This is a genomic window from Pseudoruminococcus sp. (assembly GCF_047012705.1).
GTDB lineage: Bacteria > Bacillota > Clostridia > Oscillospirales > Acutalibacteraceae > Pseudoruminococcus.
On the sequence record NZ_JBKXNW010000011.1, the window covers coordinates 82,851 to 104,814 of the forward strand.

The window sequence follows — 21,964 nt, forward strand, 5'->3', positions numbered from 1 at the left end:
TATCAACTCCTTTCTTAAATACTATATATAAAAAATTTCTTGTAATCTATTTGATGATATAATCTTAACACACAAATTTAAACAATCTATAAACAGGTTGTAAATTCATATGGTTATTTTTGTAAATTATATCATTTAAATAATTCAAAAAAGTCGCTTTTTGAAATTGTCTTAAAATTCGCTGATTATGTCAAGTCCAAAATCTTTTGCACGCTTTACCGCAAGCTCCATAGATTCATCATAAACCTGCTCAGGACTATGTGCGTCTGAACCAATTAAGGTTTTTAAGCCGGCATCTTTTGCCATCGCCCAAAATTTAGGGTGAGGATATGGGTCTCTCCTGCCATCAGGATAGTCTTGCTGTCCTCGTCGAATACCATTTGCATTATATTCAACAGGCGTATTAGTAAGCATTGCCGCATCTACGATTATCTCACAAGCTTTATCGCAGTTTTTATCCCATGCAAAGCAATTCATAAACATAATATCAGGGTGAACAAGCACTGAAAAATATCCAGTTTTCAAAGCCTCTGAAATAGCCTTTGCATAAGGGATATATTCATTTGTGCTTTCAGAGCCAAAGATACTGCAAAATCTTCCATTTGTATTAAAGAAATGTTCACCTAAGGCAAGATAATCGAGCTTCATATCATTCAAAAGCCACTCGTAATATTCGCAGTATTTCGGAAGATATTCAATCTCCAAGCCTGTCAGAATACGCATTTTTCCTGCATAGCGTTCTCTTTCGGTCTGAACGGCAGAAATATATTTCGGAAGTTCCGAAAACTGCATACGGTAACCGTAATCAACATCTTTAAAAGGTGCGTGGTCGGAAAATCCAAGCACTGAAAGCCCCTTATCATAAGCCTCTTTTGCATAATCTACTTCTACGCCAAATGCGTGACAGCAGCGTTTAGTATGTGTATGAAAATTACTTTTCAAAATCATTCCCTGCTTTCCAACAATCCTTGAGAAACAGCACAATTAATCACACGAATAAGTTCATCATAGGTCATACAAAATCCCTTTTCTTTGTTTTTAAGTCTATTTTTCAAGTCCTCAATCTCAAAGAAACGAAGTTCTGTAATTTCTTTTTCGTCATATTTAAGCGTATCAAGCGAAACACTTTCATCGACAAAATAAACACGATTAAATTCATTGCTTATAAAATCGCCCTGATGAACAGTAAGCATCTGGTCGTGCAAAAAATGCAAATCTTCAGGCTTCAGCTTGAGTGAAATTTCTTCTTCGGTTTCACGAATAGCCGCCTCTATCGGTGTTTCACCTGCGGAAATATGTCCTGTGCAAGCGGCATCATAGCAAGACGGAAAGGACTCCTTGTCATCTCTGCGTTTTTGCAAGAGAATCTTGCCATCACGAAAAAGCCATATATGAACACTTCCATGTAAATCACCATCGTGGTGTACGGCATTACGCTCTTTGATTTTACCCGTTGGTGTTCCGTCAGGATTTAATATGTCAAAATATTCCGACACAGAAAATCAGTCCTTCTTATAGCCATTTGGATTATTCTTCTGGAATCTCCATGTATCTTCGCACATATCATGCAAATTACGCTCTGCGTGCCAACCAAGAACCTCATTTGCCTTCTTAGGATTTGCATAGAATGCCGGAAGGTCACCTGCTCGTCTTTCACCAATTTTGTAATTAACCTTTTGACCGGTTGCGTCCTCAAAAGCATTGATAATATCAAGAACGCTATATCCGATACCTGTTCCGATATTATAAGCATCTATGCTGTGTGGGTCGGATTTAAGCTTATTCAATGCACAAAGATGAGCCTTTGCAAGGTCTACTACATGAATGTAGTCACGAATGCAAGTGCCGTCCTTAGTGTCATAATCTCCGCCGAATACAGTAAGCTGTGGAAGCTTACCAATAGCAACTCTTGAAATATATGGCATAAGGTTATTTGGAATACCGTTCGGGTCTTCACCGATAAGTCCGCTCTCGTGAGCACCGATTGGGTTGAAATAACGGAGAAGTGAAATGCTCCACTCGTTATCAGAAACATATACATCACCAAGGATTTGCTCGATGAAGTGCTTTGTTCTGCCGTAAGGATTACTTACATCACCCGTTACCATAGTTTCTTCATAAGGAATAGGATTGTTGCCATAAACAGTTGCTGATGAACTGAAAACTATGCTCTTGCAGTTATATTCTTTCATAACATCAAGAAGTGTAACTGTACCAGAAATATTATTATCATAGTACATTATTGGCTCTCTTGTAGATTCACCGACAGCCTTTAAGCCTGCGAAATGAATAACAGCCTCGATTGAGTTTTCAGAGAAGATTTTCTCTAAGCCCGCTCTATTTCTTATGTCACAATCATAGCCCGTTATATTCTTATTAGTGATTTGCTTAATTCTCTCTAAAACCTCTGGAACGGAATTGCAATAGTTATCGCAAACAACTACTTCATATCCTGCATTGAGAAGTTCTACACAAGTATGACTTCCGATATATCCTGCACCACCTGTAACTAAAATTGCCATATCATATACTTCCTTTTCTTTAGTGATTTTATCCGAATAAATAATTTTATATTGTAATTAAGTATACAATATTGGCAATCATTTGTCAAATCAAAGGCTTTATAGCTTTTTTAGAAAGATAAATATATCTAATTATCACCTCGCTTTTATATCTTGGAATCTTTAAAACAATTTTTATAATTGGCAATGCTTTCTTATGCCTCGACACTTTTAGCGACCTCTTCGCTGCAAATGTAATTTAAAAATCGTTTTAAACACCTATTGTGTATCTCTATATTTAATTATAGGAAATTATTAAGCATTTGTCAAGCGTTATAACACTTATTGTGTAATTTTTATATCAACCTCTCTCTTAAATATATTAAAAGTTTTTTCTCTCTGCGTGATACTTGTACCTGTGTCATTCCCAACTCCTTTGCTGTCTCTGATTGAGTTTTATTTTTGAAAAACCGTAATAATATGAGGTTTCTATCCTTTGGTTCGAGGTTTTTTATTTCATCGTGAAGTGATATAACCTCCGTTAGTTTTTCATCCGGTGCATCAGTAGGAATATCAAGCTGTCCTGAACCGTTTTCTTCATCGGCTGTAAGTGAAACAGGCAATCTTGATGCATTGAGTGCCTCTGTTGCCTGTTCAGGTTCTACGCCAAGAATCTGTGCAAGCTCTGAAATCTGTGGTTCTCTGCCGTTTTCTTTTAAGAATCGTGCAACCTCTCTCGTAGCCTTTAGGGAGAGTTCTTTTAATCCCCTTGAAATTTTCACTGCACCTCCATCACGAAAAAGTCCTTTTATCTCCCCCAATATTACCGGCACAGCATAGGTTGAAAGCTTTAATCCCCTACTTTCATCGAAATTATCAATCGCTTTTATAAGGCCTACACAGCCAGCCTGAAACAAGTCATCATACTCTATTCCTCTGCCACGAAAACGCTTTGCGCAGGAATGTACAAGTCCAAGATTCTCACTGACTGCCTTATCTCTGTCATACATCTTTTATACGGCTCATAAGCCGTTTTTCAAGAACAACTGTTGTGCCTTTGCCCTCTCTTGATGTAACTTTGACCTTATCCGTAAAGCTTTGCATAACAGCAAAGCCTAAACCTGCTCTCTCCTCTCCGCCTGTTGTGAAAAGCGGTTCCATTGCCTGTTCTATATCTGCAATTCCACAACCTTTATCTCTTATTTTAATTACAACAACTGCACCCTCAAAGATTTTTACTCTTATGTATATAAGTCCAACGCTTTCTTTATATGCGTGAACTATACAATTTGTTACAGCTTCAGAAACTGCCGTTTTTATATCGGTTATTTCGCCTATTGTCGGGTCAAGCTGTGAGATAAACGCCGAAACCGCCGTTCTTGCAAAACCTTCATTTGATGAACGGCTCTCAAAGGTCAGGCTCATCTCATTTTTTAACTTCATTTTTTTCACACCCTTTCTCAAACAGCTTTAATGCCGACAATCCAGACAGCTCAACCATTCTCTCCATACTCGGCGGAATATTCAACACACGAACCTCTCCGCCGAGCAGCTTCATAGTTCGGTATCTGCCCATAATAAGACCAATTCCTGAGCTATCCATAAATGTCACACCGCCAAAATCAAGATAAAGCACTGTCGGCTTATTTCTCTCGGCGGCTGAATCTATGGTTTCACGCATAGAACGAGCTTTATGATGGTCGATTTCACCGAATAGCTTCGCTGTCATTTCGCCATGGTCGGTGATGATTTTCACATCCATTTTTCTTTTTCAGTCCTTTCAAAATTTTTAGCCATCCACATATATAGATATGCTTCTTGCTTCAATAAAATAATAGCTTTTTATACACAAAAATTACGGCGAAAAAAGTTTCAGGAATGATATTTTTACTCGACACACAAGGCTATATTAAGTCAGATATAAGCACATTACGCCGATTTAAACCAATAAAAAAGCAATTCTTTTGTAATAAATATGTTGAAAACACAAAATTGCTATGCTATAATGTAAAACAAAACCGAGTATCACTTTAGTATTTTAATAGGGGTGGTTTTCTTGCATAACAATGATAAAAAAATCATTGCAAAGGCTGTTATAGGTGGATTGTTATATTCACTTTTGATGGACGCAACATTTGCAGTATATTGGTTTTTAGGAGAAAATTATGACCGACTAATAATATCTGTAATTATGATTCTTTTTGGTTTACTCTATTCTTCAAGAAAAAAATCGGACACTTTTAATACAATTTCTTTAGCATTTAGAGTATCAACTATTTCAGTATTTATTATTATTGCATTATCATCAGTTTTTCCATTACCTTCTAAATTTATATATAATAACTTTAAACCTGAAAATTTTGAGGTTTCACCTGCTGATATGCTTATGATGTTAGGACATGATTTCACATATATTATTCATTCATTACTAATCTTAATATCTGCTATGGGATTCTATAAAATAAAAAATTTTATTTACAGCAAAAAATCTGGCAATTAAAATGCTTTATAATTTTTTACATATATGATATAATGAAAGAAAAATGCAAGGGTGGTATAAATGAAATTTTATTGTGAACTCAAGAAGGTTGTAGACGACTCTTACGACATTGAAATCGGTCACAAACTTTCTGACACGCTCATAAATGACATACAGAATGGTTTAGTCGGTAAAATCAAGAAATTTGCTGTTGTTACTGACTCTATCGTTGAGAATCTTTATGCAAAGGAAATCTTTGATAAGCTTATTGAAAAAGGTTTTAAAGCAGATTTATTCGTTATTCCCGAGGGTGAAAAATCAAAAACTCGCCCAATGAAAGAATTTGTTGAAGATTCCATGTTAAATAAAGGTTATCGCAGAGATTGCTGTGTGCTTGCAATCGGCGGTGGAGTTGTTACTGATTTGGCTGGTTTTGTTGCCGGTACTTTTGGCAGAGGCGTACCTTTCATCAACTATGCAACCACACTTCTTTCAGCGGCCGACGCTTCTGTCGGTGGAAAAACTGCTGTTGATACGCCGCTTGCCACAAATCTCATAGGAATGTTCAATCAGCCTAAAAAGGTCTACATAGATATAGATACTTGGAAAACTCTTCCTGAAAGACAGCTTTCAAGCGGTCTTGCGGAAACCATAAAGCACGCTTGCCTCGGCGATTTGGAAATGTTTGAATATCTGGAGAAAAACATCGAAAAGATTCTTCAAAATAATGTTGAGGCTTGTGAATTCATTGCTGAGAGAAATTGCAGAGTTAAATATAATGTCGTTATGAAAGATGAGCGTGAAAGCGGTTTGAGAGAAATTCTCAATCTTGGACACACTGTCGGCAGAGCGATTGAAACTGTTTCTAATTATAAGCTTTTACACGGTGAGGCTCTTTCCATTGGTATGGTTGCTCAAGTTAAGCTTGGCAATGAACTCGGATTTATTTCTGAAGAAAATATGAATAGGGTTATTGACCTCTATAAGAGAGCTAATTTGCCTATAACAATTCCTGATTATATTGATAAAAATGTTCTCGTTAAAAAGCTCTATACTGATAAAAAAGTTCGTGACGGAAAGCTGAGATTTGTTTTCCAAAAGGAAATCGGTGATGTTATGTGCTTTGGTGATAATGCTTACGGCTTAGAAATTGCTGAAAATCAGATTGCAAAAATTATAGAGAATATGTAAATTTACTCAGCAAAAAAGCGATAGAACCTCTAAATTTGGTTCTATCGCTTTTTCATTGTCAAAAAATAAATTTTCTATAAAATGATTATTAAAGCATATTTAGCTTTTTCTACTTTTATCTTATTAACAATTTCAGTTTAATAAATTTTTATAGGTATTTTTAAATTGCAGCACCCAGAAAATATTTGAACAATATATGGAAATCTTGCTAAAAATCTCATTTAAGGCAATCCCATTTAAACAAGTCAGCAGGTTGCGTATATGTAGGGTCGCACCAAACTGCATGATAAATTTTTTCTTCCATTGCTCGCCTATAATGCGTTCCTCAGACAGCGGGAACTTGGTCATCAGTTTCTCAATCTTATTCCTCGATAGCCCGAATAAAATTTTCCGTTGCTGTATTTAAATTCAAGAACTTATAAACGCAATAAATTTAATATAGCTAATAGTAATTTCGCCCATACAGCTTTGGAAAATGTATGGGCGTTTTTTGTTAGCTGCTCGTTTGTTATTTGTTAGTTATACATATCTTACAAGCCTGTTTTTAACGAATTTAAAGCAAAAAAATCCCATAAACACTGTATTTTCAGCATTTATGGGATTTTAAAAGTTATGGTGCGGATAACAGGACTTGAACCTGCATGAATTTGCATTCATATGGACCTGATGATTACACCACTTCGGTGAAATAATTATTTATATGTCTGTTATCCGAAATATGTGGTAATATTTTTTAGAAAAGTGATAATACAAAGCTTAAACACTTCATTGTTTTTAAAATTCATCAGACATTGAGTAAACTTCTTAAAATTTTCTATATGGCTAAAATGATCGCAGTCAAATCGTAGAATCGTATTAAAATAAATATCGTAGTTTAAGTCAAGCAAATCGTTTTATTGCTTCACAATGATAATAATAATATAATTTGCATCACAAAACTAATTTTAACGCATGCGTTCACTTAATCAGAATACAAACACGATAATTCATCTTTAATTGCTATTCTTTGTGTATATAAGCATGTATATGCTCTTCCAATTGCTCCGTAAAAGAGGTGGCATTTTGGACATTTTGTTTTATCTTTACCAAATGAAAGGATATGCGATGTTGCAATATCCGGATATGGATCAATGTAAAAAATGTCTTTTATTCCTAATTGAAAGGCTTTTTTGGAACATAAGACACACGAACTTGCAGACGTAAATAATTTACCGCCTTGTATTCCTTCTCCGCCATACTTTACAATTTGTAAAAAAGCATTTTCTTCTGCATGAAGTGAACGGGTATGAACTTGATTCTTTTGTAGTGTAATTTGTTCATACTCATCCTTAAAACAATATGAACATAAGCGTCCTTTTAATGATGAAAGCCCAATTTTTCTTTTGTATTCTTTGTGCATGTGATCGATAAATTCTTGGTTTTCAAGTTCATAGGTACTGAATGAACTTTTATCTTTATTTATCAAATAATTTTCAGCATTCCTTAAGTTGCACGGAACTTGTCCCTCAGCTACACTATTCCATCCGACAGCCTTAACGCTATAATGAGAATCTGTAATTACTGCGCCAACTTGTCTTGAAAGACAACCGGAGTTTAATTTAGCGTTGTATGCAATTTGCATACAGCGTTCAACACTGGTTGGCGTAATTAATCCAGGATGCTTCATAAGAGTAATATATTTAACGATTAATTCTGTAATAAAATACTTTTCATTTGTTGATTCGTATGGATTATACAGATATATATCCGCTAGTTGTAGACACGCACCGATATCCTGATTAGTAAATCTTGATTCATCTTTTAGCTTAGAAGGATATTCTTTTGAATCTAAAGCTTTTATTTGTTCATGACTTAGTTTTTCTCCTAATCTTCTTATTCTTTCGTTATCATCTGTACTAACGGCAACTAAATAGAAAGATGAATATCTGTCTTGGAAATATGTTGCTTCGTACGGACTGCGTATAGCATCAAGGCAAATAAATGTTGGATGGTTGTTTGCTTTATTTACTGCCTGTACAGCCTTTATAAAATCATTTGCTCTCCTTGCTAATGCAAACATATGAATTCCACTAAATTCTTTATCGGGGTTTATATCCCCGTGATTGCGTATCCTATTTCCAAACTCTTGTAAACAATAAGTAAATGTGCTTACTGTCGTGTTGTTAGATTTATCAATGTATATATTATTATTCATTACTTCTCTGAATTTTGATTGAATGCTAGACAATCTTATGAGAATATTATACGCGATTTTTAAATTGTTGCGATTAGATCTATCAAGATGAATATCTGTTCCAAATATCTTAGATATTTCTTTATTCAGATAAAAATACTCAGCTCTAAGATTAGGAAATTTGGCGTTTAATTCGTTACTAATATTTTTTGCAAGTTCTTTCCCTATAATGCCACTTAATTTGTCTATTAAATTATCAAATGATTCTTGAATTATAAAAGAAAATATAACGTCAGTCATGCTTATTCTAAAGAAAGGACTCCAATGTTGTTTTATATAGCTGTATACTATTTGATACTTTCTCTGCTCGTTAGTATCAAAATCAGTTGTTTTGGGTTCGTGTAAGTTTAGCTCTTCAAATATTTCAGTGCTCAATATTTTTGAAACAGTAGTACACCCAGATCCTGTTCTACCCGTCAATCCTACAATAATAAATTTTTCTCTTTCTTCATATATGTTGTCTATTGCTTTGTCTTTTTTCATACTATTATATACCTCCCGTTCCTTTTGTTTAGTTATAATTATTCGTTTTATAAACCGCTTTTTATGTTTGTAATTCGACTGATGCCTTGTTAAAAACTCTTAATAAAGCTATAATGTCTAATTTGATATTTGAAGTCATTTCAGGAAGCCTTCTCATAAGAAAAGGCTTCCTAATACCAAACGGATTTACTAGTGAATATCCATTGCTACTTATTAGTTGTTGTTTATGTTAAAAAATGAATTATGAAGCTATTTTAGTTCGTTTTTCATAAACTAATCTATCTAGTTCATCATCGGAGAGTTTTCCTTCCCCTTTTTTGATACGCAATAGCATATTATTTAAAAATTTATTTTCGGTATCTTTATCATTTATACTGTAATTAAAAGCATAGTCCTTGTGTATAGTACCATTAACTTCTTTGGCATACAGTTCTTTCTTCGTCGGAGGAAGAAGTTTGACGGTGCCGTTTTTCATCTCGCGCTTTGTGCATAGGTCAGTTCTGTTATCAAGGTGTTTCTTCTGAAGTACGGACATAATATACTGCTTTATGTAACATTCAACATTAAAAATATATCGACTACGAACTATGTTTTTTGGTACTAATAAAACTAATCCATAACCTGTACAGAGAGCTTTTCCTTTTAATTCTTCCCACATTAAAGACTTATCGTTCCAATAATATCCAATCGGAACAATTTCATCAGATAATTGAATTTTATGCTTATCAACCTGTTGCATCGTGAAATAATAAAGATGTTTTCTAATAATGTTGGTTATTAAGTCAGACATTTTGTCTTTATCAAAATTTTTGATATAGATACATAGAGCTAATGGATCGTTCTCAAGCGTGGGATTTTTGCAGACTAATTTGAAAAACTCCAAAAAGAGAGATGATAGTTCACTTGCTGTAGCACCTTTTCCATAGATACTTTTGGTTTTCATACCTAAATTTGTTTCGTTAGGTTCTGTTGCGTGTTCCAAAAGTTCTCTCAAGCGATGAAGATCACGCTTTTTACAAGCAATAAACAGTTCTCTAAAGAAGGAGTTAATACTTTTTTGCGCTTCAATACAAAAACCATCGTCTAAAGCTTGAATGACATAAGGGTCAATAAAAAGTTTTGTGTCTTTTACTTCATCAATATCAACAAAGTCAAGGTCTTTATGACCTGTTGTTCTTAAGTAAAATAGCTTACTTATATGCATAAATTTTCCTTTCATATAAAAATTTTCGTTAATATCTTGAATTTCAGGAAATCTATGATATAATTAAATTAGATAGGGTATCATAGTTCCTGTGTTTACGGGTTGATGCCATTTGCATTGATGTCTATTGTCGCAGATATCAATGCTTTTTTATTACAATCAAATTAATCACCCCTTTCAATCGAAGAAATCCAAATAAAAAAAGCGTCAACATTTGAAAAGTGTAAAATATTTGCTGAAGCATAGTCATCTCTAAAACTCAGTCTTTTGGGAGTATCAATTAAAATTAAATAATCTCCCTGAGTATATTTTGATTTTAACTGAACTTTTCTAATCTGTTTGATTGACGTCTCTTTTTGTGCTATATAAAGTGATAGAATATAGCCGTTTTGGATCATTGGTAGCGTTTTTTTGATGAGCATACAATCACTTAATGAGCAATAAATGTAAATGATCTTATTTGGTCTCACAAAAACTCACCTACTTATTGCCACATTCAGGCTTTATAATGTTTGGAATCCCGTTATATCTCCCGTTTAAATATGCTAATTCTAAATTAATATCAGAGCGAGATTCACTGGCTTCAAATTCATCTAATCTGACAATGTGTGATTCACCATTAATATTGGAAATAAAATTTATCTCATCTTTCCTCAATGTCTTAAGATTCAAAAGACGTGATTCGTGCGTAGTAATTATCAATTGATTGAAATTTATTTCTTCCGGATTAAGATACATAGTTATAAACTGTTCCGTTAACAAGGGGTGTAAACTTCTATCAATTTCATCAACAAAATATGTTACATCCTTTTCAGGGGAAGTAATTATTTCCAATAATTCTAAAATTCTTTTTGTACCATCAGATTCTTCGCTAAACTCATAGTTGCCAAAAGAATTATGTGAGAAAACTATTGTTTTAATCTTGGTTAACCCATCTGAACCCGCTTCTAAAATGTAATAGCTATCTCCTAAACGTAGTACAAAGGAAGTAGGAGCTTTGTCTTTCATTTCTTCTCTTTCATATAAAGTTTTAATATCGTTTTGTATTTTTTCAATTATAGGTCTAGGCGTACTCTTGAAAGCGTGTTCAAATGTAGTGTCAATATAAGACATTCTATCTATGGGGATATCTAATCTAAAAAGGCATTCATACAATTTATCATTGTTTTCGGGATAGTTAATGAAATTGTATTGGCCCAAATCGGAATCGTCATTTGGATATACAAATTTAAGCTTTGTATCAAACCAATTATACAATATTCGTAAAAACTGTAGTGAGGATTCATCAAACAAATTTCCTTTTTTATAGTTGATTTCTTTGAGAAATAAATTATTATCCTCTTGAGCAGAATCTTTGAAGTAGATACAAACTCTATTATAAATCTCGTCATTAAGGCTTTTAGCTAAACTTATTTCAAATTTGTTTTCAAGTGAATCTCTTATAAAAATTGTTTGTTCCTCATAACGAGAGTTTTTTTCTTTTAACCATTCTTTAACAATCTTTTCTTGATCCCATATCAAAGAAAAACCATACTCATAGATTTTTTTATTTATGAAAACCGAATAAATAAAAGTTGAAGGCTTTTCAATCCACTTAGAATTAGTCTTATTAACAGACATAAATCTTTTGTCCATATATCCGTTCTGAATCACCATCTTCCCGTAATGAATAGCTCGAATTAGAGTGGATTTTCCTGATGCATTACCGCCGTATATAGACGAAAATTTTAGGGATTTCTTTTTATATACAGGCATAAGATGGCTTGATTTTCCTCTTGATTTGCCGGTCATTAGATTTAATGTCTGCATATGACCGATAGAGCCAAAGTTTTCAACCGAAAAACTCATCAACATAATAAACAACCTCCGAACATTCTTAGTAATCTGAGTAGAATTAAAACGCATTCAGCGTTTTAATTTGATTCAATCATATCATAACATCTTATATTTGTCAAGCTTTTGTTTGTTACAACAAAATAACGCTGTAAAAATCCGAGCAAAACAGCGTATAAGCACGATTTTGTAGCTTATACGCTGTTTTTTTATGTTATTTGCAATTGCTTCAATTATTGGCATACATATCTAGTTGCCAATCAATTTATACGCACCCTTAATGGGAATATCGACAATTCTAAAATCTTTAGGGAATCCCTTTAAAGCCAAGCATTCGGCAGGCAAAATTTTTCAGATTCCATAGTTATTTTTATAATTGGAATCCAAATTTCATAGTACCGTTTATTCTTTTCGTTTTTGGGATAAAGGTAGTAAATTTCCACTTCGTAATCATGAGTCTGTTCATATTCTGAATCAGGAAACCAACAATCAAATATTCTCTCTCTGAGTTTTGGGAGAACATCGCCGGCAAAACCGCCAAAGTCGGTTGAGAATACTGCATATTTGCCTGCTGGAATTTTAATGCTTTCAAGGTTAGGATTATCAATTTCATTGGCTTTCTTGGCTATTGAATAAACTCCGTTATCCCATATACCGTACCAAACACCTTCAACGGTAGTGCAGACTTGATTTTGAACATCGCCGTGCTGATTTGACCACATAATATGTTCCTGCTCAAAGCGGTCAGCGGCTAAGCCTGTAAACTGTCGTGAGATACCCTTGAGTTTGATTTCATCTGTGTTTACGATTCTGAAATTCAGTTCATTTGCACCTTTAATTGCAATGTGGAATGAAACCGGCGGATAAACCTTCAGCGATGTATCTGCACTCACTTCTGTCGGCAATACTCCGTGTTGTTTTGCGAATGCCCTCGTAAATGAATCAGCACTGTTGTATCCATATTTGACAGCAAGTTCTATGATTTTTACTTTGTTATTCAACAATTCATATGCCGCAAGCGAGAGCCTGCGTTTTCGGACATACTCGCTTACCGACATATTTGTCATATAGCTGAAAAAGCGTTTGAACTTGTCATAAGGGCAAAGAGCGATTTCTGCAATTTTGTCAGTATCTATCTCACCGCATAGGTTATTCTCAATATAAATAACTGTATTGTTAAGCTGTTTTAGAATATCCATAATGTTTACCTCCTGATAGTATCATATCAGGATTTTCTATTTATTGTCCGACTTTTTGAGGACATAATCATATCTTTCCAAGCTCTCGCAAATAAAGCATATTCCCTATGATAATATCCGACTTCCACCAATTTGAGGCGATTTCAAATTCCTTGTAATCAGTGTACCATTGCCAGGTAACAGGATAAGAACCATCAGGTAACTGGGCATTCCTGATGATTTCAGCCTCGTATTCACAAAGCTTAAGGTCGATACACTTAATAATGTTGTTCTTCTTAAAATTAAAGAAGGACGGTGTGCATACATATTCTTTTGCCCATTTGCTTGTATCTTTGCAGATGGTTTCATTCACTTTTTTTATTATCGCATTGCGAAAGGCATTAATGTCAAATAGATTGAATTCCTCAATTTGCTCGCAATAGCCGAGTAAATCAGCAAAGCACCTGACGGTATGACATTCGTCAGTGGGATTTTTCATAAATTCAGCCACAGATTTTGTCGCTATTTCGCACGCTTTTCTGTAAAGCGCACTTGCTTTATCTGCAAAGCGCAGTGCAAATCCCGCAAGACTGACGGTGGGGTTATCCGCAGGCAGTCCGGCTCCATCACATTTCCACCAAACAGCGTGAGGATAATCATTATTGCCGAGAACGGTATTAAACCACTTGCCGTCGGCAAAATCTTTTCCGCTGTCAAGATATTTCAGAATACCACTGATAATAGGGTGAGAAGTATCTGAAAATCCTATTTCCCGTAAAATCATAGTTGCTGCCCAAGTGCCGATTGGAGTTGAACTTTCATTCCAATTGTCAGGTTCAATCGCATAGGCAAAACCGCCGTCGTCATTCTGATAAAAGGACAGTGCATAAAGCACTTCATCAGCACTTCCGTTTTCAAAATGGAATCGGAATCTGGCGAGGTCGAGTGGACGGGCGTTTCTGTAAACAAATCCTTTTGCTTTTTTAAAATTGTTCATAATCATTCTCCTCAATAATTTAGCAAATTATAGTATCCGAATTAGTCATTTTCGTAACCTAACCTATGTATCATAATATATTCCTGTTCGTTTTCGCAGACGATTTCAAAACCTACTTTCTGGTACATTCGGACAGCGTAGTTTACCTTTTGAACAGCAAGAGAGGCTTTTGGATAATGCAGTTCTTTTAGATGCTCAAGCATTTTATTCATCAGTGTAGTGCCTATCCCCATTTTTTGATATTTGTCAAAAACCGAGATAGCAAACTCAACTGTAACATTGTCAACACTGCCGTATCCATTGATATTACGCACCCATACAGCTCCGACAACTTTGTTGTCAACTTCAGCACAAAAGCAATAATCATCCTTTTGCTTTCCAAAGTCCTTTATGTAAACCTGAAGCTCGGGCTTATTGATAATTGATTTTGGTGCTAAGTCCGTTGTATCAGGCTGATAAATTGCCTGATATAAAAAATCATCAAGCAGAGGGTATTCATCAGTTCTCATTTCTCTTATGGTGTAGTCCATATTTACTCCGTTATTTTATTAAGATTATCTTGTAATCGGTATCCTGATGACCGTTTTCAGCCTTTCCTGGGCAACCCGTCTTGCGTCGCTGAGGTAAATTTCGTGGTGATAACGGCTTTCAGTGATGTCAATTTCATAGCCGTTATCTGCGGCATATTCGTGCATTAACGCAACCGTTGCAGGCTCGCTGTCATAAGAGCCCAGGTGCATACATTGAACGCACAACCCCTCGGTATAGGTAAAGAATTCCACCTTTGAAAAATCGGTTTTCTTCTTTGCAGTTGCTTCGGCAATTGCCCAATCAAAATCTGCCTTAGTCACAAAATCAGGCAGCCGTATCAGCGAAATCCAACAAAAGTTTTCCTTGTGAGTGTAGTCAATCCCCTGCACGCCCTCCTGCCACCAGAAGCCTTCAAGCGGCGGAACAACATAATCAAAATAGCCTTCAATTTTGTGATTGCCCATTTTGCTCATTTTGATTGTAAAGGCAATAGCATACAGCAAACCGATAGACTGCTTGTATTCGCCGTTCTCGTCATTTGGATCGCCTTTACCTCTGACGGCTATATAATTCATAGCCGGTACATCTACAATACCCGGCTTGTTCTTAGGCATATAAAATTCCTTGTATTCTTTTTTGTAATCGAAAGCCATTATTTTGTTCCCCTCTTTTTTGGTGCAGGCAGTTCATCAACCATTGCGTTAAACAGTTCCGCTAAGGACTCCCTGTCCTCAATATTTTCTACCAAGAGCATTTCTTTTGCACCCTCATATGGTAATTCAAACTGTGCATCAAGCATCAGCACTTTTGCGGATTTTGATGACTTTACGAGAAATAGGTTATCATAAATGCCGCCAATTACTTTGCCCCTATAATAAATAATATACTCTCCCATCATAGCAAGGTAGGTGATTTCATCAAGTGTGCTGAGATGTTCTAGAATAAAGTCTAAATAATCTTTTGTTGAAGCCATATTTACCTCTTATATTCTGTCCGATAAACTGTTAAGACAGAATTTATTTTTCTAAGGAAGCACTGATTAAATCGTTTGTGCATATTGCGCCGTCAGATTTTTTGTCAGATTGTTCAAAATTTTTGCGCATCCTTAGAAGTGTGCGGAATTTTGGCCAAAATGGCGGAAAATATGCAAGCAAGATGCATAAACAATCTTCAAACGTGATTTAATCAGTGATTCCGTAATTTTGTTCATAGTGAATATCTCCCTAAATACAAATCAATCGTATCGTAAATATTAATAACTCCGCCGACATCATCAATAGCTTTCTTCATATCCTTTTCAAAAGCTTTCCGCACTTCTTTTGGTAAAGCGTTATGGTCGGAATAAGTCTTGATTAAAGATATGTATTCCTCACTTGTCAGCCTGCGGATTCGTTTATATACTTTTGATTTTACATTGGTAAATCCATATTGCTTAAGCTCATTGATTTGCTCCTGACATTTTATCGAATCAAATTCAACAGGTATTTTATCATTCGAACGGTACTTTTTATAAACAGCTATACTCGCAAGATTTGTTTCGTCACTTACATTGCTGACAAATGGATGATTCCAGAATAAGGCGACAACACCGTCAGACTTTAGCAATGATTTTATTTTTGCATATCCGCTGTCTTTTGGAATCCAATGAAAAGCGGTTGCACTGTAAATCAGGTCAAAGCTCTTTTCAGGCAAATCAGCTTCAATGAAATCTGAATTAATAATATTGAATTTATCAAAATATGAAAATTTCTGCGCACAATATCTTGAAAGCTTGTCGCCAAGTTCAACAGCAGTCACATTACAACCTTTATTTAAGAACGGCAAAGTAGCTTGTCCTGTGCCAATTCCAATTTCAAGTACATTACTGTTTTCTGATAAATTTACATAATCAAAAATATCCTCAAATAAATCTTTCGGATAAGCAGGTCTTGACTTGTCGTAATTGTATTCATCTGTATTGAAGGTTTTTCGTAAGTCCATATTCAGTTACCTGTTAAATATTTTTCCATTAGATAAAATCTTCCCATACGCCAATCGGCATAGCCTACGATTTTGTAGCCGAGGTTTTTATAAAGCTTTAGTGCATAAGGATTTTTGGTGAAAGCATCCAGCCGTATAGATTCAATACCTGCATTGCTAAGTTTGGATTCAATATATTCCATTACGATTTTGCCGACACCTTTATTTTGAAAATCAGGGTGAACGCAAAGCCTGTGAATGATTCTATATTTTGTATCGGGATACTGCCAATCTCCATTATTGTATTCTTCGTCACAGGAATTGTTTATTACATAAATGACAGCTATCTTTTCGTCAACAATTCCTATGTATAAGTCATTATTGTCAATATCCTGTTTTATAGTAGCTTCATCGGGATAAATTGCATCCCACTGATATATTTCTGCTTCATTCATATTAATTATAGCGGATTTGATAAGCTCCATTATTTTATCAAAATTTTCTGAAGTTGCTTTTCTGTATTGTATATTCATTGTTTTCCTCATCATATTTTCTTTGTAAAGCAGATTATTCTATTTGCTTCGTCAAAGCCTAAATTTATATGAAATTGGCGACTGATTTCATTATCGAGTTCGCAGTCACTGGCAAATTCACTGCAACCTTTTTCTTTTGCCCACTTCTCACAGTAATTCAAAAGCTGTTTTGCATAGCCTTGTTTTCGATATTCTTCTTGTACAAAAATTCCTTCTAAATATCCTACTGGACTGCTGTTTGTGCCTTCAACATAATCGTGCCTTAATCCGCATTGTGCAAACCCTTGTATAGTACCGTTAATAATCAACAGGAATAAAGCATTATTATCGCTCTTCATTAACGAAGAAAAACCGTTTGACAAATCTTCTACTGTATGGCTTGCCCACATCTGAACAGCTAATAAGGCAATAGCTTCACTATCGGTATTCGTTGCTTGTCTGTACTCTATTTTCAAAATATCACCCCTATAACCATTGGATAAATGCAGTTTTGTATTCTGAGTTGTAGCCTGATTTTTTATAGAAATCTAAAGTTTTATCGTTCTTTGAGCCTGTAAGTAGCATCATTTTGTAGCAATCCGCTTTCTGTGCAATCTCCTTTGCATAATTCAGACAAGCGGTTGCATAGCCTTTTCCTCTGTAATCAGTGTGCGTGACCACATTTTCTATAAATGCATATGGACGGATATTTCTTGTAAGATTTGGAATTATAACGCACACGCAGGAAGAAACAATTTTGCCTTCAATCTCAGAAACAATAATGTGATGATTTTCGTCATTGCAAATTGTATTCCATGTTTTTTCTAAATGTTCTGTATTCTCAGGAACACCAAGCTCGTGCAAATGAGTATATAATTCAAGCAATTTGTTCAATTCGTTTGTCTTGATTTCTCTAATCACTTTCATCACCGTAATTACTAATATCAATATTTATTTAAATTCTACCATCAAAACAATAATATAGCAATTATTTTGAAAATTAAAACGCTATAAATTTCACAAAAAATAACAAAGCAAAAATGTGAATCGAAGTGTGGTTCATACCCTTATTATTCTAAATTTTCTATTAATCGCTTTAGAATTTTCTTTAATCTCTTTTCTGCTCCCTCGGCTGTCATACCAACTATCAATGATGCTTTACGGATTGTTGTTTTCTCCTTACTTTTCAGGCAGTTGGGACAGATACCAAATACTAACTCAATCAATCTTAAATCCTGTGGCTTGAGTTTGCTCAAAGCCGTTTTTAACTCTTCTTGCTGTTCGTTTTTGAAATATATTTCTTCGGGGGACAGTGTATCTATCTCAATATCAGTGATTGAAGAAATAAAATAATTTTCATTATCTTTATTGTGAATATCAAGATTATTGTTCTGCTTAAACTGAGTTGAAGTAATAATGCAGTTGCGAACTGTGTTCTTTGAAATATTCAATTCATTTGCAATGTCCGTGACTGCTTCTTCAAGAGGTTTGTCATTCGGTTGTTGCGAGTACAGCAATGCTACTTTCCTTAAATTCTGATACAGATTATCATTATTGATATGTACGTTACCGCAAACAGTACGGACATATTTGTGCCAAGCTTTGAGCGCTTTATATTTTATGAGCTGTAGTAAAGGTAAATCCGAATCATAGCTTTGCAGTTCGCTCCACAGCAGAGATGAAAAGATTTGTTTCAAGTCGTTAATTCTGTTATTATCCAAGCTGTATTTATTTATAAACAGTTGGGCATTTCTGTTGAGTACAGGCTCATAAAAATAGAGAAATTCATTAAAGTATTTTTCGTCCTTTGTTTCTTTGTAGCGTACAAAATAATCATTCAAGTTAGCAAGCCTGATTGGAACATAATTAAGCTGATACATTTTATTTTCCTTAATCTTTCATAGCCTCCTCATAAATTTTTGAAAGCTCCATATCTTTCTCGTATTGATTTTCGGCATAGTCAAAATCAACATTTGCTAAATTAAAATAATAATCAATAAGCTCCTTTGCCTTGGCAGATACATTCGCACTGTATTTGCTAAGGCTTTTATTTTTACGGATAGAATCGTAACGATTTTTCCATAGAACATAATATGGGCTGTCGGATTTTCTCTGTTTTTTCATTTTCCTTTTTGTGACTTCCGGGTGTTTAGCGATGTATGAACAAGGCACACCGTATTTCTTATTTACCGTACTGCAATACAGTTGATTGCGTGCTGTTGTCATAAAGAAATATCTGTCGCAAATATCGCATCTCCAAAGATAGTGACCGTGAATATATCCTTCAAACAAGTCTGTCATCAAAAAGTCTTTCAGATTATTGTAATAAACCTTTCGATAAATCTTGCTTGTGCCGTCTGCAACTTCTACCACCGGAATTATTGTTGCTCTCGTGCCGAATGGGTGGCTGTTAACATCAAATATAAAATTCATATACGGGTCTTTTACAAAATCATTGAATGCTTCTGCAAGTTTTGCTTTTGTTCGTGCGTTATTTTTTACTATTTTATTTGTAATCTGAAACACGACAGATGAATAATATTCTACTTCCTTTACAGCCGACGAGATATAGAAACCGATTGAGAAAGCCGTTTCCAAATCAACAGACGCTTTGATTAACTCGTCTAATTTTTCTGAAATCTTTATTCTATATTCATTCTTCGTGAATCGGTCATATTCTTCATAAAGCTTGATTTTTTCTTCTGCGAAAAGCTTATTTATTTCCTCTTTGCATTTCTTTATATCAAATATTTTAAAAACTTCATATTGACTCAAAACATCGATAGCTGAAATTATTTTTGAATGGTAATCTAAAAAATCAGTTCTGCTAAAATCCTTGTCTAATAATTTTTCCGTGAAATTTCTTAAATCTTCAAAAATATTTTCATCAATAAAGCGACTGTCGGTGTCCATTACAAGAAAACTTGTGTAACCGATAGGATATTCCTTATCGCTGATTGAAAACTTATCTTTTCTATATGTGATGCTAAAAAGATTAGTAGTATTCAGCTTTTTCAGCACATTGTCCTTTAAGTCCATAGTATCAACTCCGTTTATACTATATCACTTTGAAAATAAAATCACAAGTGTATAGGAAAGCAAATTGTGTTGTCACGGACTTTTACGGCTTTTTGAAAATTTCTGACATTTATATATTGGGAGCAAAAAGCTTCTAATATTTTATGGAAGGAGTAGTTATAGTGCGTAACAACAAAAATCTTGCTGTCGTTGACGGTGAAACATTAATGAATATGCGAATCAAGCCGATAAGCTTTTGCATTGACTCGTTGCTTCCGCAGGGAGTATCAATGCTCTGCGGTGCTCCGAAGATAGGTAAGTCGTGGTTAGTGCTTGATTGGTGTGTTCGCATAGCCAAAGGAGAGGAGGTGTGGAATTTTAAAACTACGAAGGGAACTACCTTGTATCTTTGTCTTGAGGACAATTTGAGCAGAATCCAACAAAGGCTAAATGAAATTACAGATGAAGTTCCGAACAATGTATTCTTTGCAACATCTTCGTGTTCGCTGTCGGACGGACTTGCAGAACAGATTGAAAGTTTTGTCGCAGAGCATAAAGATACGGTTCTTGTTGTCATAGATACATTTCAGATGATACGAAGTAAAAATAAGGATACTACTTACGCAAATGATTATCAGGAAATTGAGGAACTGAAAAGATTAGCGGACAAGCTGAAAATTTCTCTTCTGCTTGTACATCATCTGCGCAAGCAAGGTGACAATGATCCTCTAAATAAAATCTCAGGCACAACAGGAATCAGCGGTGCGGTTGATACAACATTTATTCTTGATAAGAGCAAGAGAAGTCAGAACAACGCAACTATGATTTGCACGGGCAGGGATATTGAATACAGAGAGTTGGAACTGAACTTTTCAAAAGACAATCATATATGGGATTTAGTTTCGGACAGTGTAGAAAGTCCTGAAATACTTTTGTCGGATGAGATGATTCAGTTGATTGAGTTTATGAAAAAGGTAAAAATCTTCAAAGGTACGAATACCGAATTCGCAGAAGAATTTAATTCTTTCTGCTGTAAAGAAATCTCTGCAAAAGCGTTAAAACAGATGATGAATAAATGGCGCTACGAATTAGAGGATAACGATGTTTTCTTTAGCTCATACAGAAGTAACGGTAAAAGGTTTGTAAATGTTCACTATCTGCCCGATAGTGACTCAAGTGCCGTAAGTGACGTAAATATTATTAGCGCCAAAACTTGCGTTCCTTTCGTCACTTGCGACCCTGACGAGCTGTGTCAGCCAACGTGAGCCGATTTGTGCGATTATTTTGCAGAGGTGGAGGAAGTATCCGACTGCAAGTAAAAATCGCAATTGGGGCGGATTTACGGCAGAATTGAAAGTTTATTTTCAGTAGCAGAGGTTGGGGCTACATTTCCCGGACTTGTCCGGGGCAAGCAGAGCGCCCGGCTGTCCGCCGAACACATAAAACCGAGCGAAGCCCGGACCCACTTTAATACGGAGGTGCATAAAAATAGAAAATCGTAAGAGAAATCAAACATTGAGTATAAGATTAACTCAATCTGAAAAGTCTGCAATCTATAAAATGTCAAAGAAAGCTCAGCTGACATTGACTGAGTATATTTTGAAATCTTCATTAAAAAGTGAAATCAAAGTAGTTGATTTACAACCGTTGCTTGTTGAGCTAAAAAGGATTGGCAACAACCTGAATCAGATAACGAGAAAGATAAACAGCGGTGCTTTTAATTCATACAACTTTAGTGAAATGATTGCTATGCAAAGAAAAATCTATGATGCAATCATAAAACTGTCGGAGTGGACCATAGTCAATAAAGTAGACAAGTAAAAGAGCAAATTTACAAAAGATTCA

Annotated in this window: 25 protein-coding genes; 4 read left to right on the forward strand and 21 right to left on the reverse strand. The window is 35.0% G+C overall.

The window, feature by feature from the left end; genetic code table 11:
- Positions 1 to 171: 171 nt before the first annotated feature.
- The 6 genes from ACLU24_RS11310 to ACLU24_RS11335 form a co-directional block, all read right to left on the reverse strand.
- On the reverse strand, positions 172 to 942 hold the full coding sequence (locus ACLU24_RS11310; protein ID WP_412612725.1) for a histidinol-phosphatase: 771 nt from the start codon (positions 940 to 942) through the stop codon (positions 172 to 174).
- Between the two features lie 2 nt (positions 943 to 944).
- Entirely contained in the window at positions 945 to 1,496 is a 552-nt protein-coding gene (locus ACLU24_RS11315) for an NUDIX hydrolase (RefSeq protein WP_412612727.1), read from the reverse strand.
- 6 nt (positions 1,497 to 1,502) lie between these two features.
- On the reverse strand, positions 1,503 to 2,522 hold the full coding sequence (gene galE / locus ACLU24_RS11320) for a UDP-glucose 4-epimerase GalE (protein ID WP_412612729.1): 1,020 nt from the start codon (positions 2,520 to 2,522) through the stop codon (positions 1,503 to 1,505).
- A gap of 335 nt (positions 2,523 to 2,857) precedes the next feature.
- A complete protein-coding gene (locus ACLU24_RS11325; RefSeq protein WP_412612731.1) occupies positions 2,858 to 3,511 on the reverse strand; it encodes a sigma-70 family RNA polymerase sigma factor in 654 nt (217 codons plus the stop codon).
- Positions 3,504 to 3,944: an anti-sigma F factor gene (gene spoIIAB / locus ACLU24_RS11330; RefSeq protein ID WP_412612732.1), complete on the reverse strand. Its 441-nt coding sequence runs from the start codon at positions 3,942 to 3,944 to the stop codon at positions 3,504 to 3,506. The genes ACLU24_RS11325 and spoIIAB overlap by 8 nt, the downstream gene beginning before the upstream one ends.
- On the reverse strand, positions 3,928 to 4,263 hold the full coding sequence (locus ACLU24_RS11335; RefSeq protein WP_412612733.1) for an anti-sigma factor antagonist: 336 nt from the start codon (positions 4,261 to 4,263) through the stop codon (positions 3,928 to 3,930). The genes spoIIAB and ACLU24_RS11335 overlap by 17 nt, the downstream gene beginning before the upstream one ends.
- 294 nt (positions 4,264 to 4,557) lie before the next feature.
- On the opposite strand from ACLU24_RS11335, the gene ACLU24_RS11340 reads away from it, so the two are divergent.
- Positions 4,558 to 5,001, forward strand: coding sequence for a hypothetical protein (locus tag ACLU24_RS11340; RefSeq protein WP_412612736.1), 444 nt, complete (start codon positions 4,558 to 4,560; stop codon positions 4,999 to 5,001).
- Positions 5,002 to 5,061: 60 nt separating this feature from the next.
- On the forward strand, positions 5,062 to 6,171 hold the full coding sequence (aroB, locus tag ACLU24_RS11345; protein WP_412612738.1) for a 3-dehydroquinate synthase: 1,110 nt from the start codon (positions 5,062 to 5,064) through the stop codon (positions 6,169 to 6,171).
- Positions 6,172 to 7,132: 961 nt separating this feature from the next.
- Here aroB and ACLU24_RS11350 read toward each other — a convergent pair.
- The 15 genes from ACLU24_RS11350 to ACLU24_RS11420 form a co-directional block, all read right to left on the reverse strand.
- A complete protein-coding gene (locus ACLU24_RS11350; protein WP_412612739.1) occupies positions 7,133 to 8,887 on the reverse strand; it encodes a hypothetical protein in 1,755 nt (584 codons plus the stop codon).
- Between the two features lie 241 nt (positions 8,888 to 9,128).
- Entirely contained in the window at positions 9,129 to 10,106 is a 978-nt protein-coding gene (locus ACLU24_RS11355) for a hypothetical protein (RefSeq protein ID WP_412612741.1), read from the reverse strand.
- Positions 10,107 to 10,255: 149 nt separating this feature from the next.
- Complete coding sequence (locus tag ACLU24_RS11360; protein WP_412612742.1) at positions 10,256 to 10,561, reverse strand: hypothetical protein; 306 nt, start codon at positions 10,559 to 10,561, stop codon at positions 10,256 to 10,258.
- A 10-nt stretch (positions 10,562 to 10,571) separates the two neighbouring features.
- Entirely contained in the window at positions 10,572 to 11,945 is a 1,374-nt protein-coding gene (locus ACLU24_RS11365; protein WP_412612744.1) for an AAA family ATPase, read from the reverse strand.
- Positions 11,946 to 12,244: 299 nt separating this feature from the next.
- Positions 12,245 to 13,123: an AraC family transcriptional regulator gene (locus tag ACLU24_RS11370; protein WP_412612745.1), complete on the reverse strand. Its 879-nt coding sequence runs from the start codon at positions 13,121 to 13,123 to the stop codon at positions 12,245 to 12,247.
- A gap of 67 nt (positions 13,124 to 13,190) precedes the next feature.
- Positions 13,191 to 14,099: a hypothetical protein gene (locus tag ACLU24_RS11375; RefSeq protein ID WP_412612747.1), complete on the reverse strand. Its 909-nt coding sequence runs from the start codon at positions 14,097 to 14,099 to the stop codon at positions 13,191 to 13,193.
- Between the two features lie 41 nt (positions 14,100 to 14,140).
- Complete coding sequence (locus ACLU24_RS11380; RefSeq protein WP_412612749.1) at positions 14,141 to 14,629, reverse strand: GNAT family N-acetyltransferase; 489 nt, start codon at positions 14,627 to 14,629, stop codon at positions 14,141 to 14,143.
- A gap of 24 nt (positions 14,630 to 14,653) precedes the next feature.
- Positions 14,654 to 15,283 (reverse strand): GyrI-like domain-containing protein, encoded by a 630-nt coding sequence (locus tag ACLU24_RS11385; RefSeq protein WP_412612751.1) that lies wholly within the window; start codon positions 15,281 to 15,283, stop codon positions 14,654 to 14,656.
- Positions 15,283 to 15,603: a TfoX/Sxy family protein gene (locus ACLU24_RS11390; protein ID WP_412612753.1), complete on the reverse strand. Its 321-nt coding sequence runs from the start codon at positions 15,601 to 15,603 to the stop codon at positions 15,283 to 15,285. The genes ACLU24_RS11385 and ACLU24_RS11390 overlap by 1 nt, the downstream gene beginning before the upstream one ends.
- A gap of 233 nt (positions 15,604 to 15,836) precedes the next feature.
- Positions 15,837 to 16,610 carry a class I SAM-dependent methyltransferase gene (locus ACLU24_RS11395; protein WP_412612754.1) on the reverse strand — a complete coding sequence of 258 codons (774 nt, stop codon included), beginning with the start codon at positions 16,608 to 16,610 and terminating at the stop codon, positions 15,837 to 15,839.
- Between the two features lie 2 nt (positions 16,611 to 16,612).
- On the reverse strand, positions 16,613 to 17,122 hold the full coding sequence (locus ACLU24_RS11400) for a GNAT family N-acetyltransferase (protein WP_412612755.1): 510 nt from the start codon (positions 17,120 to 17,122) through the stop codon (positions 16,613 to 16,615).
- Positions 17,123 to 17,133: 11 nt separating this feature from the next.
- Positions 17,134 to 17,577, reverse strand: a complete 444-nt coding sequence (gene aac(6'), locus ACLU24_RS11405; RefSeq protein WP_412612756.1) for an aminoglycoside 6'-N-acetyltransferase — start codon at positions 17,575 to 17,577, stop codon at positions 17,134 to 17,136.
- A 10-nt stretch (positions 17,578 to 17,587) separates the two neighbouring features.
- Positions 17,588 to 18,022: a GNAT family N-acetyltransferase gene (locus tag ACLU24_RS11410; protein ID WP_412612757.1), complete on the reverse strand. Its 435-nt coding sequence runs from the start codon at positions 18,020 to 18,022 to the stop codon at positions 17,588 to 17,590.
- 149 nt (positions 18,023 to 18,171) lie between these two features.
- Complete coding sequence (locus tag ACLU24_RS11415; RefSeq protein WP_412612759.1) at positions 18,172 to 18,981, reverse strand: sigma-70 RNA polymerase sigma factor region 4 domain-containing protein; 810 nt, start codon at positions 18,979 to 18,981, stop codon at positions 18,172 to 18,174.
- Between the two features lie 10 nt (positions 18,982 to 18,991).
- The gene (locus ACLU24_RS11420; protein WP_412612760.1) at positions 18,992 to 20,140 is read right to left on the reverse strand and encodes a DUF6076 domain-containing protein; all 1,149 of its coding nucleotides are present in this window, start codon (positions 20,138 to 20,140) and stop codon (positions 18,992 to 18,994) included.
- Positions 20,141 to 20,301: 161 nt separating this feature from the next.
- Between ACLU24_RS11420 and ACLU24_RS11425 the strand changes: the two genes are divergently transcribed.
- Together ACLU24_RS11425 and ACLU24_RS11430 are read left to right on the forward strand one after the other, a co-directional pair.
- Entirely contained in the window at positions 20,302 to 21,384 is a 1,083-nt protein-coding gene (locus ACLU24_RS11425) for an AAA family ATPase (protein ID WP_412612762.1), read from the forward strand.
- A 223-nt stretch (positions 21,385 to 21,607) separates the two neighbouring features.
- Positions 21,608 to 21,940: a plasmid mobilization protein gene (locus ACLU24_RS11430; protein ID WP_412612767.1), complete on the forward strand. Its 333-nt coding sequence runs from the start codon at positions 21,608 to 21,610 to the stop codon at positions 21,938 to 21,940.
- Positions 21,941 to 21,964 lie beyond the last annotated feature (24 nt).

What these genes read in the sequence shown, in the direction of transcription:
- galE (WP_412612729.1), bottom strand. Translation starts at nt 2,522, where the DNA reads ATGGCAATTTTAGTTACAGGTGGTGCAGGATATATCGGAAGTCATACT.
- ACLU24_RS11325 (WP_412612731.1), bottom strand. Translation starts at nt 3,511, where the DNA reads ATGTATGACAGAGATAAGGCAGTCAGTGAGAATCTTGGACTTGTACAT.
- spoIIAB (WP_412612732.1), bottom strand. Translation starts at nt 3,944, where the DNA reads ATGAAGTTAAAAAATGAGATGAGCCTGACCTTTGAGAGCCGTTCATCA.
- ACLU24_RS11335 (WP_412612733.1), bottom strand. Translation starts at nt 4,263, where the DNA reads ATGGATGTGAAAATCATCACCGACCATGGCGAAATGACAGCGAAGCTA.
- aroB (WP_412612738.1), top strand. Translation starts at nt 5,062, where the DNA reads ATGAAATTTTATTGTGAACTCAAGAAGGTTGTAGACGACTCTTACGAC.
- ACLU24_RS11350 (WP_412612739.1), bottom strand. Translation starts at nt 8,887, where the DNA reads ATGAAAAAAGACAAAGCAATAGACAACATATATGAAGAAAGAGAAAAA.
- ACLU24_RS11355 (WP_412612741.1), bottom strand. Translation starts at nt 10,106, where the DNA reads ATGAAAGGAAAATTTATGCATATAAGTAAGCTATTTTACTTAAGAACA.
- ACLU24_RS11365 (WP_412612744.1), bottom strand. Translation starts at nt 11,945, where the DNA reads ATGTTGATGAGTTTTTCGGTTGAAAACTTTGGCTCTATCGGTCATATG.
- ACLU24_RS11370 (WP_412612745.1), bottom strand. Translation starts at nt 13,123, where the DNA reads ATGGATATTCTAAAACAGCTTAACAATACAGTTATTTATATTGAGAAT.
- ACLU24_RS11375 (WP_412612747.1), bottom strand. Translation starts at nt 14,099, where the DNA reads ATGAACAATTTTAAAAAAGCAAAAGGATTTGTTTACAGAAACGCCCGT.
- ACLU24_RS11380 (WP_412612749.1), bottom strand. Translation starts at nt 14,629, where the DNA reads ATGGACTACACCATAAGAGAAATGAGAACTGATGAATACCCTCTGCTT.
- ACLU24_RS11385 (WP_412612751.1), bottom strand. Translation starts at nt 15,283, where the DNA reads ATGGCTTTCGATTACAAAAAAGAATACAAGGAATTTTATATGCCTAAG.
- ACLU24_RS11390 (WP_412612753.1), bottom strand. Translation starts at nt 15,603, where the DNA reads ATGGCTTCAACAAAAGATTATTTAGACTTTATTCTAGAACATCTCAGC.
- ACLU24_RS11395 (WP_412612754.1), bottom strand. Translation starts at nt 16,610, where the DNA reads ATGGACTTACGAAAAACCTTCAATACAGATGAATACAATTACGACAAG.
- ACLU24_RS11400 (WP_412612755.1), bottom strand. Translation starts at nt 17,122, where the DNA reads ATGAATATACAATACAGAAAAGCAACTTCAGAAAATTTTGATAAAATA.
- ACLU24_RS11415 (WP_412612759.1), bottom strand. Translation starts at nt 18,981, where the DNA reads ATGTATCAGCTTAATTATGTTCCAATCAGGCTTGCTAACTTGAATGAT.
- ACLU24_RS11420 (WP_412612760.1), bottom strand. Translation starts at nt 20,140, where the DNA reads ATGGACTTAAAGGACAATGTGCTGAAAAAGCTGAATACTACTAATCTT.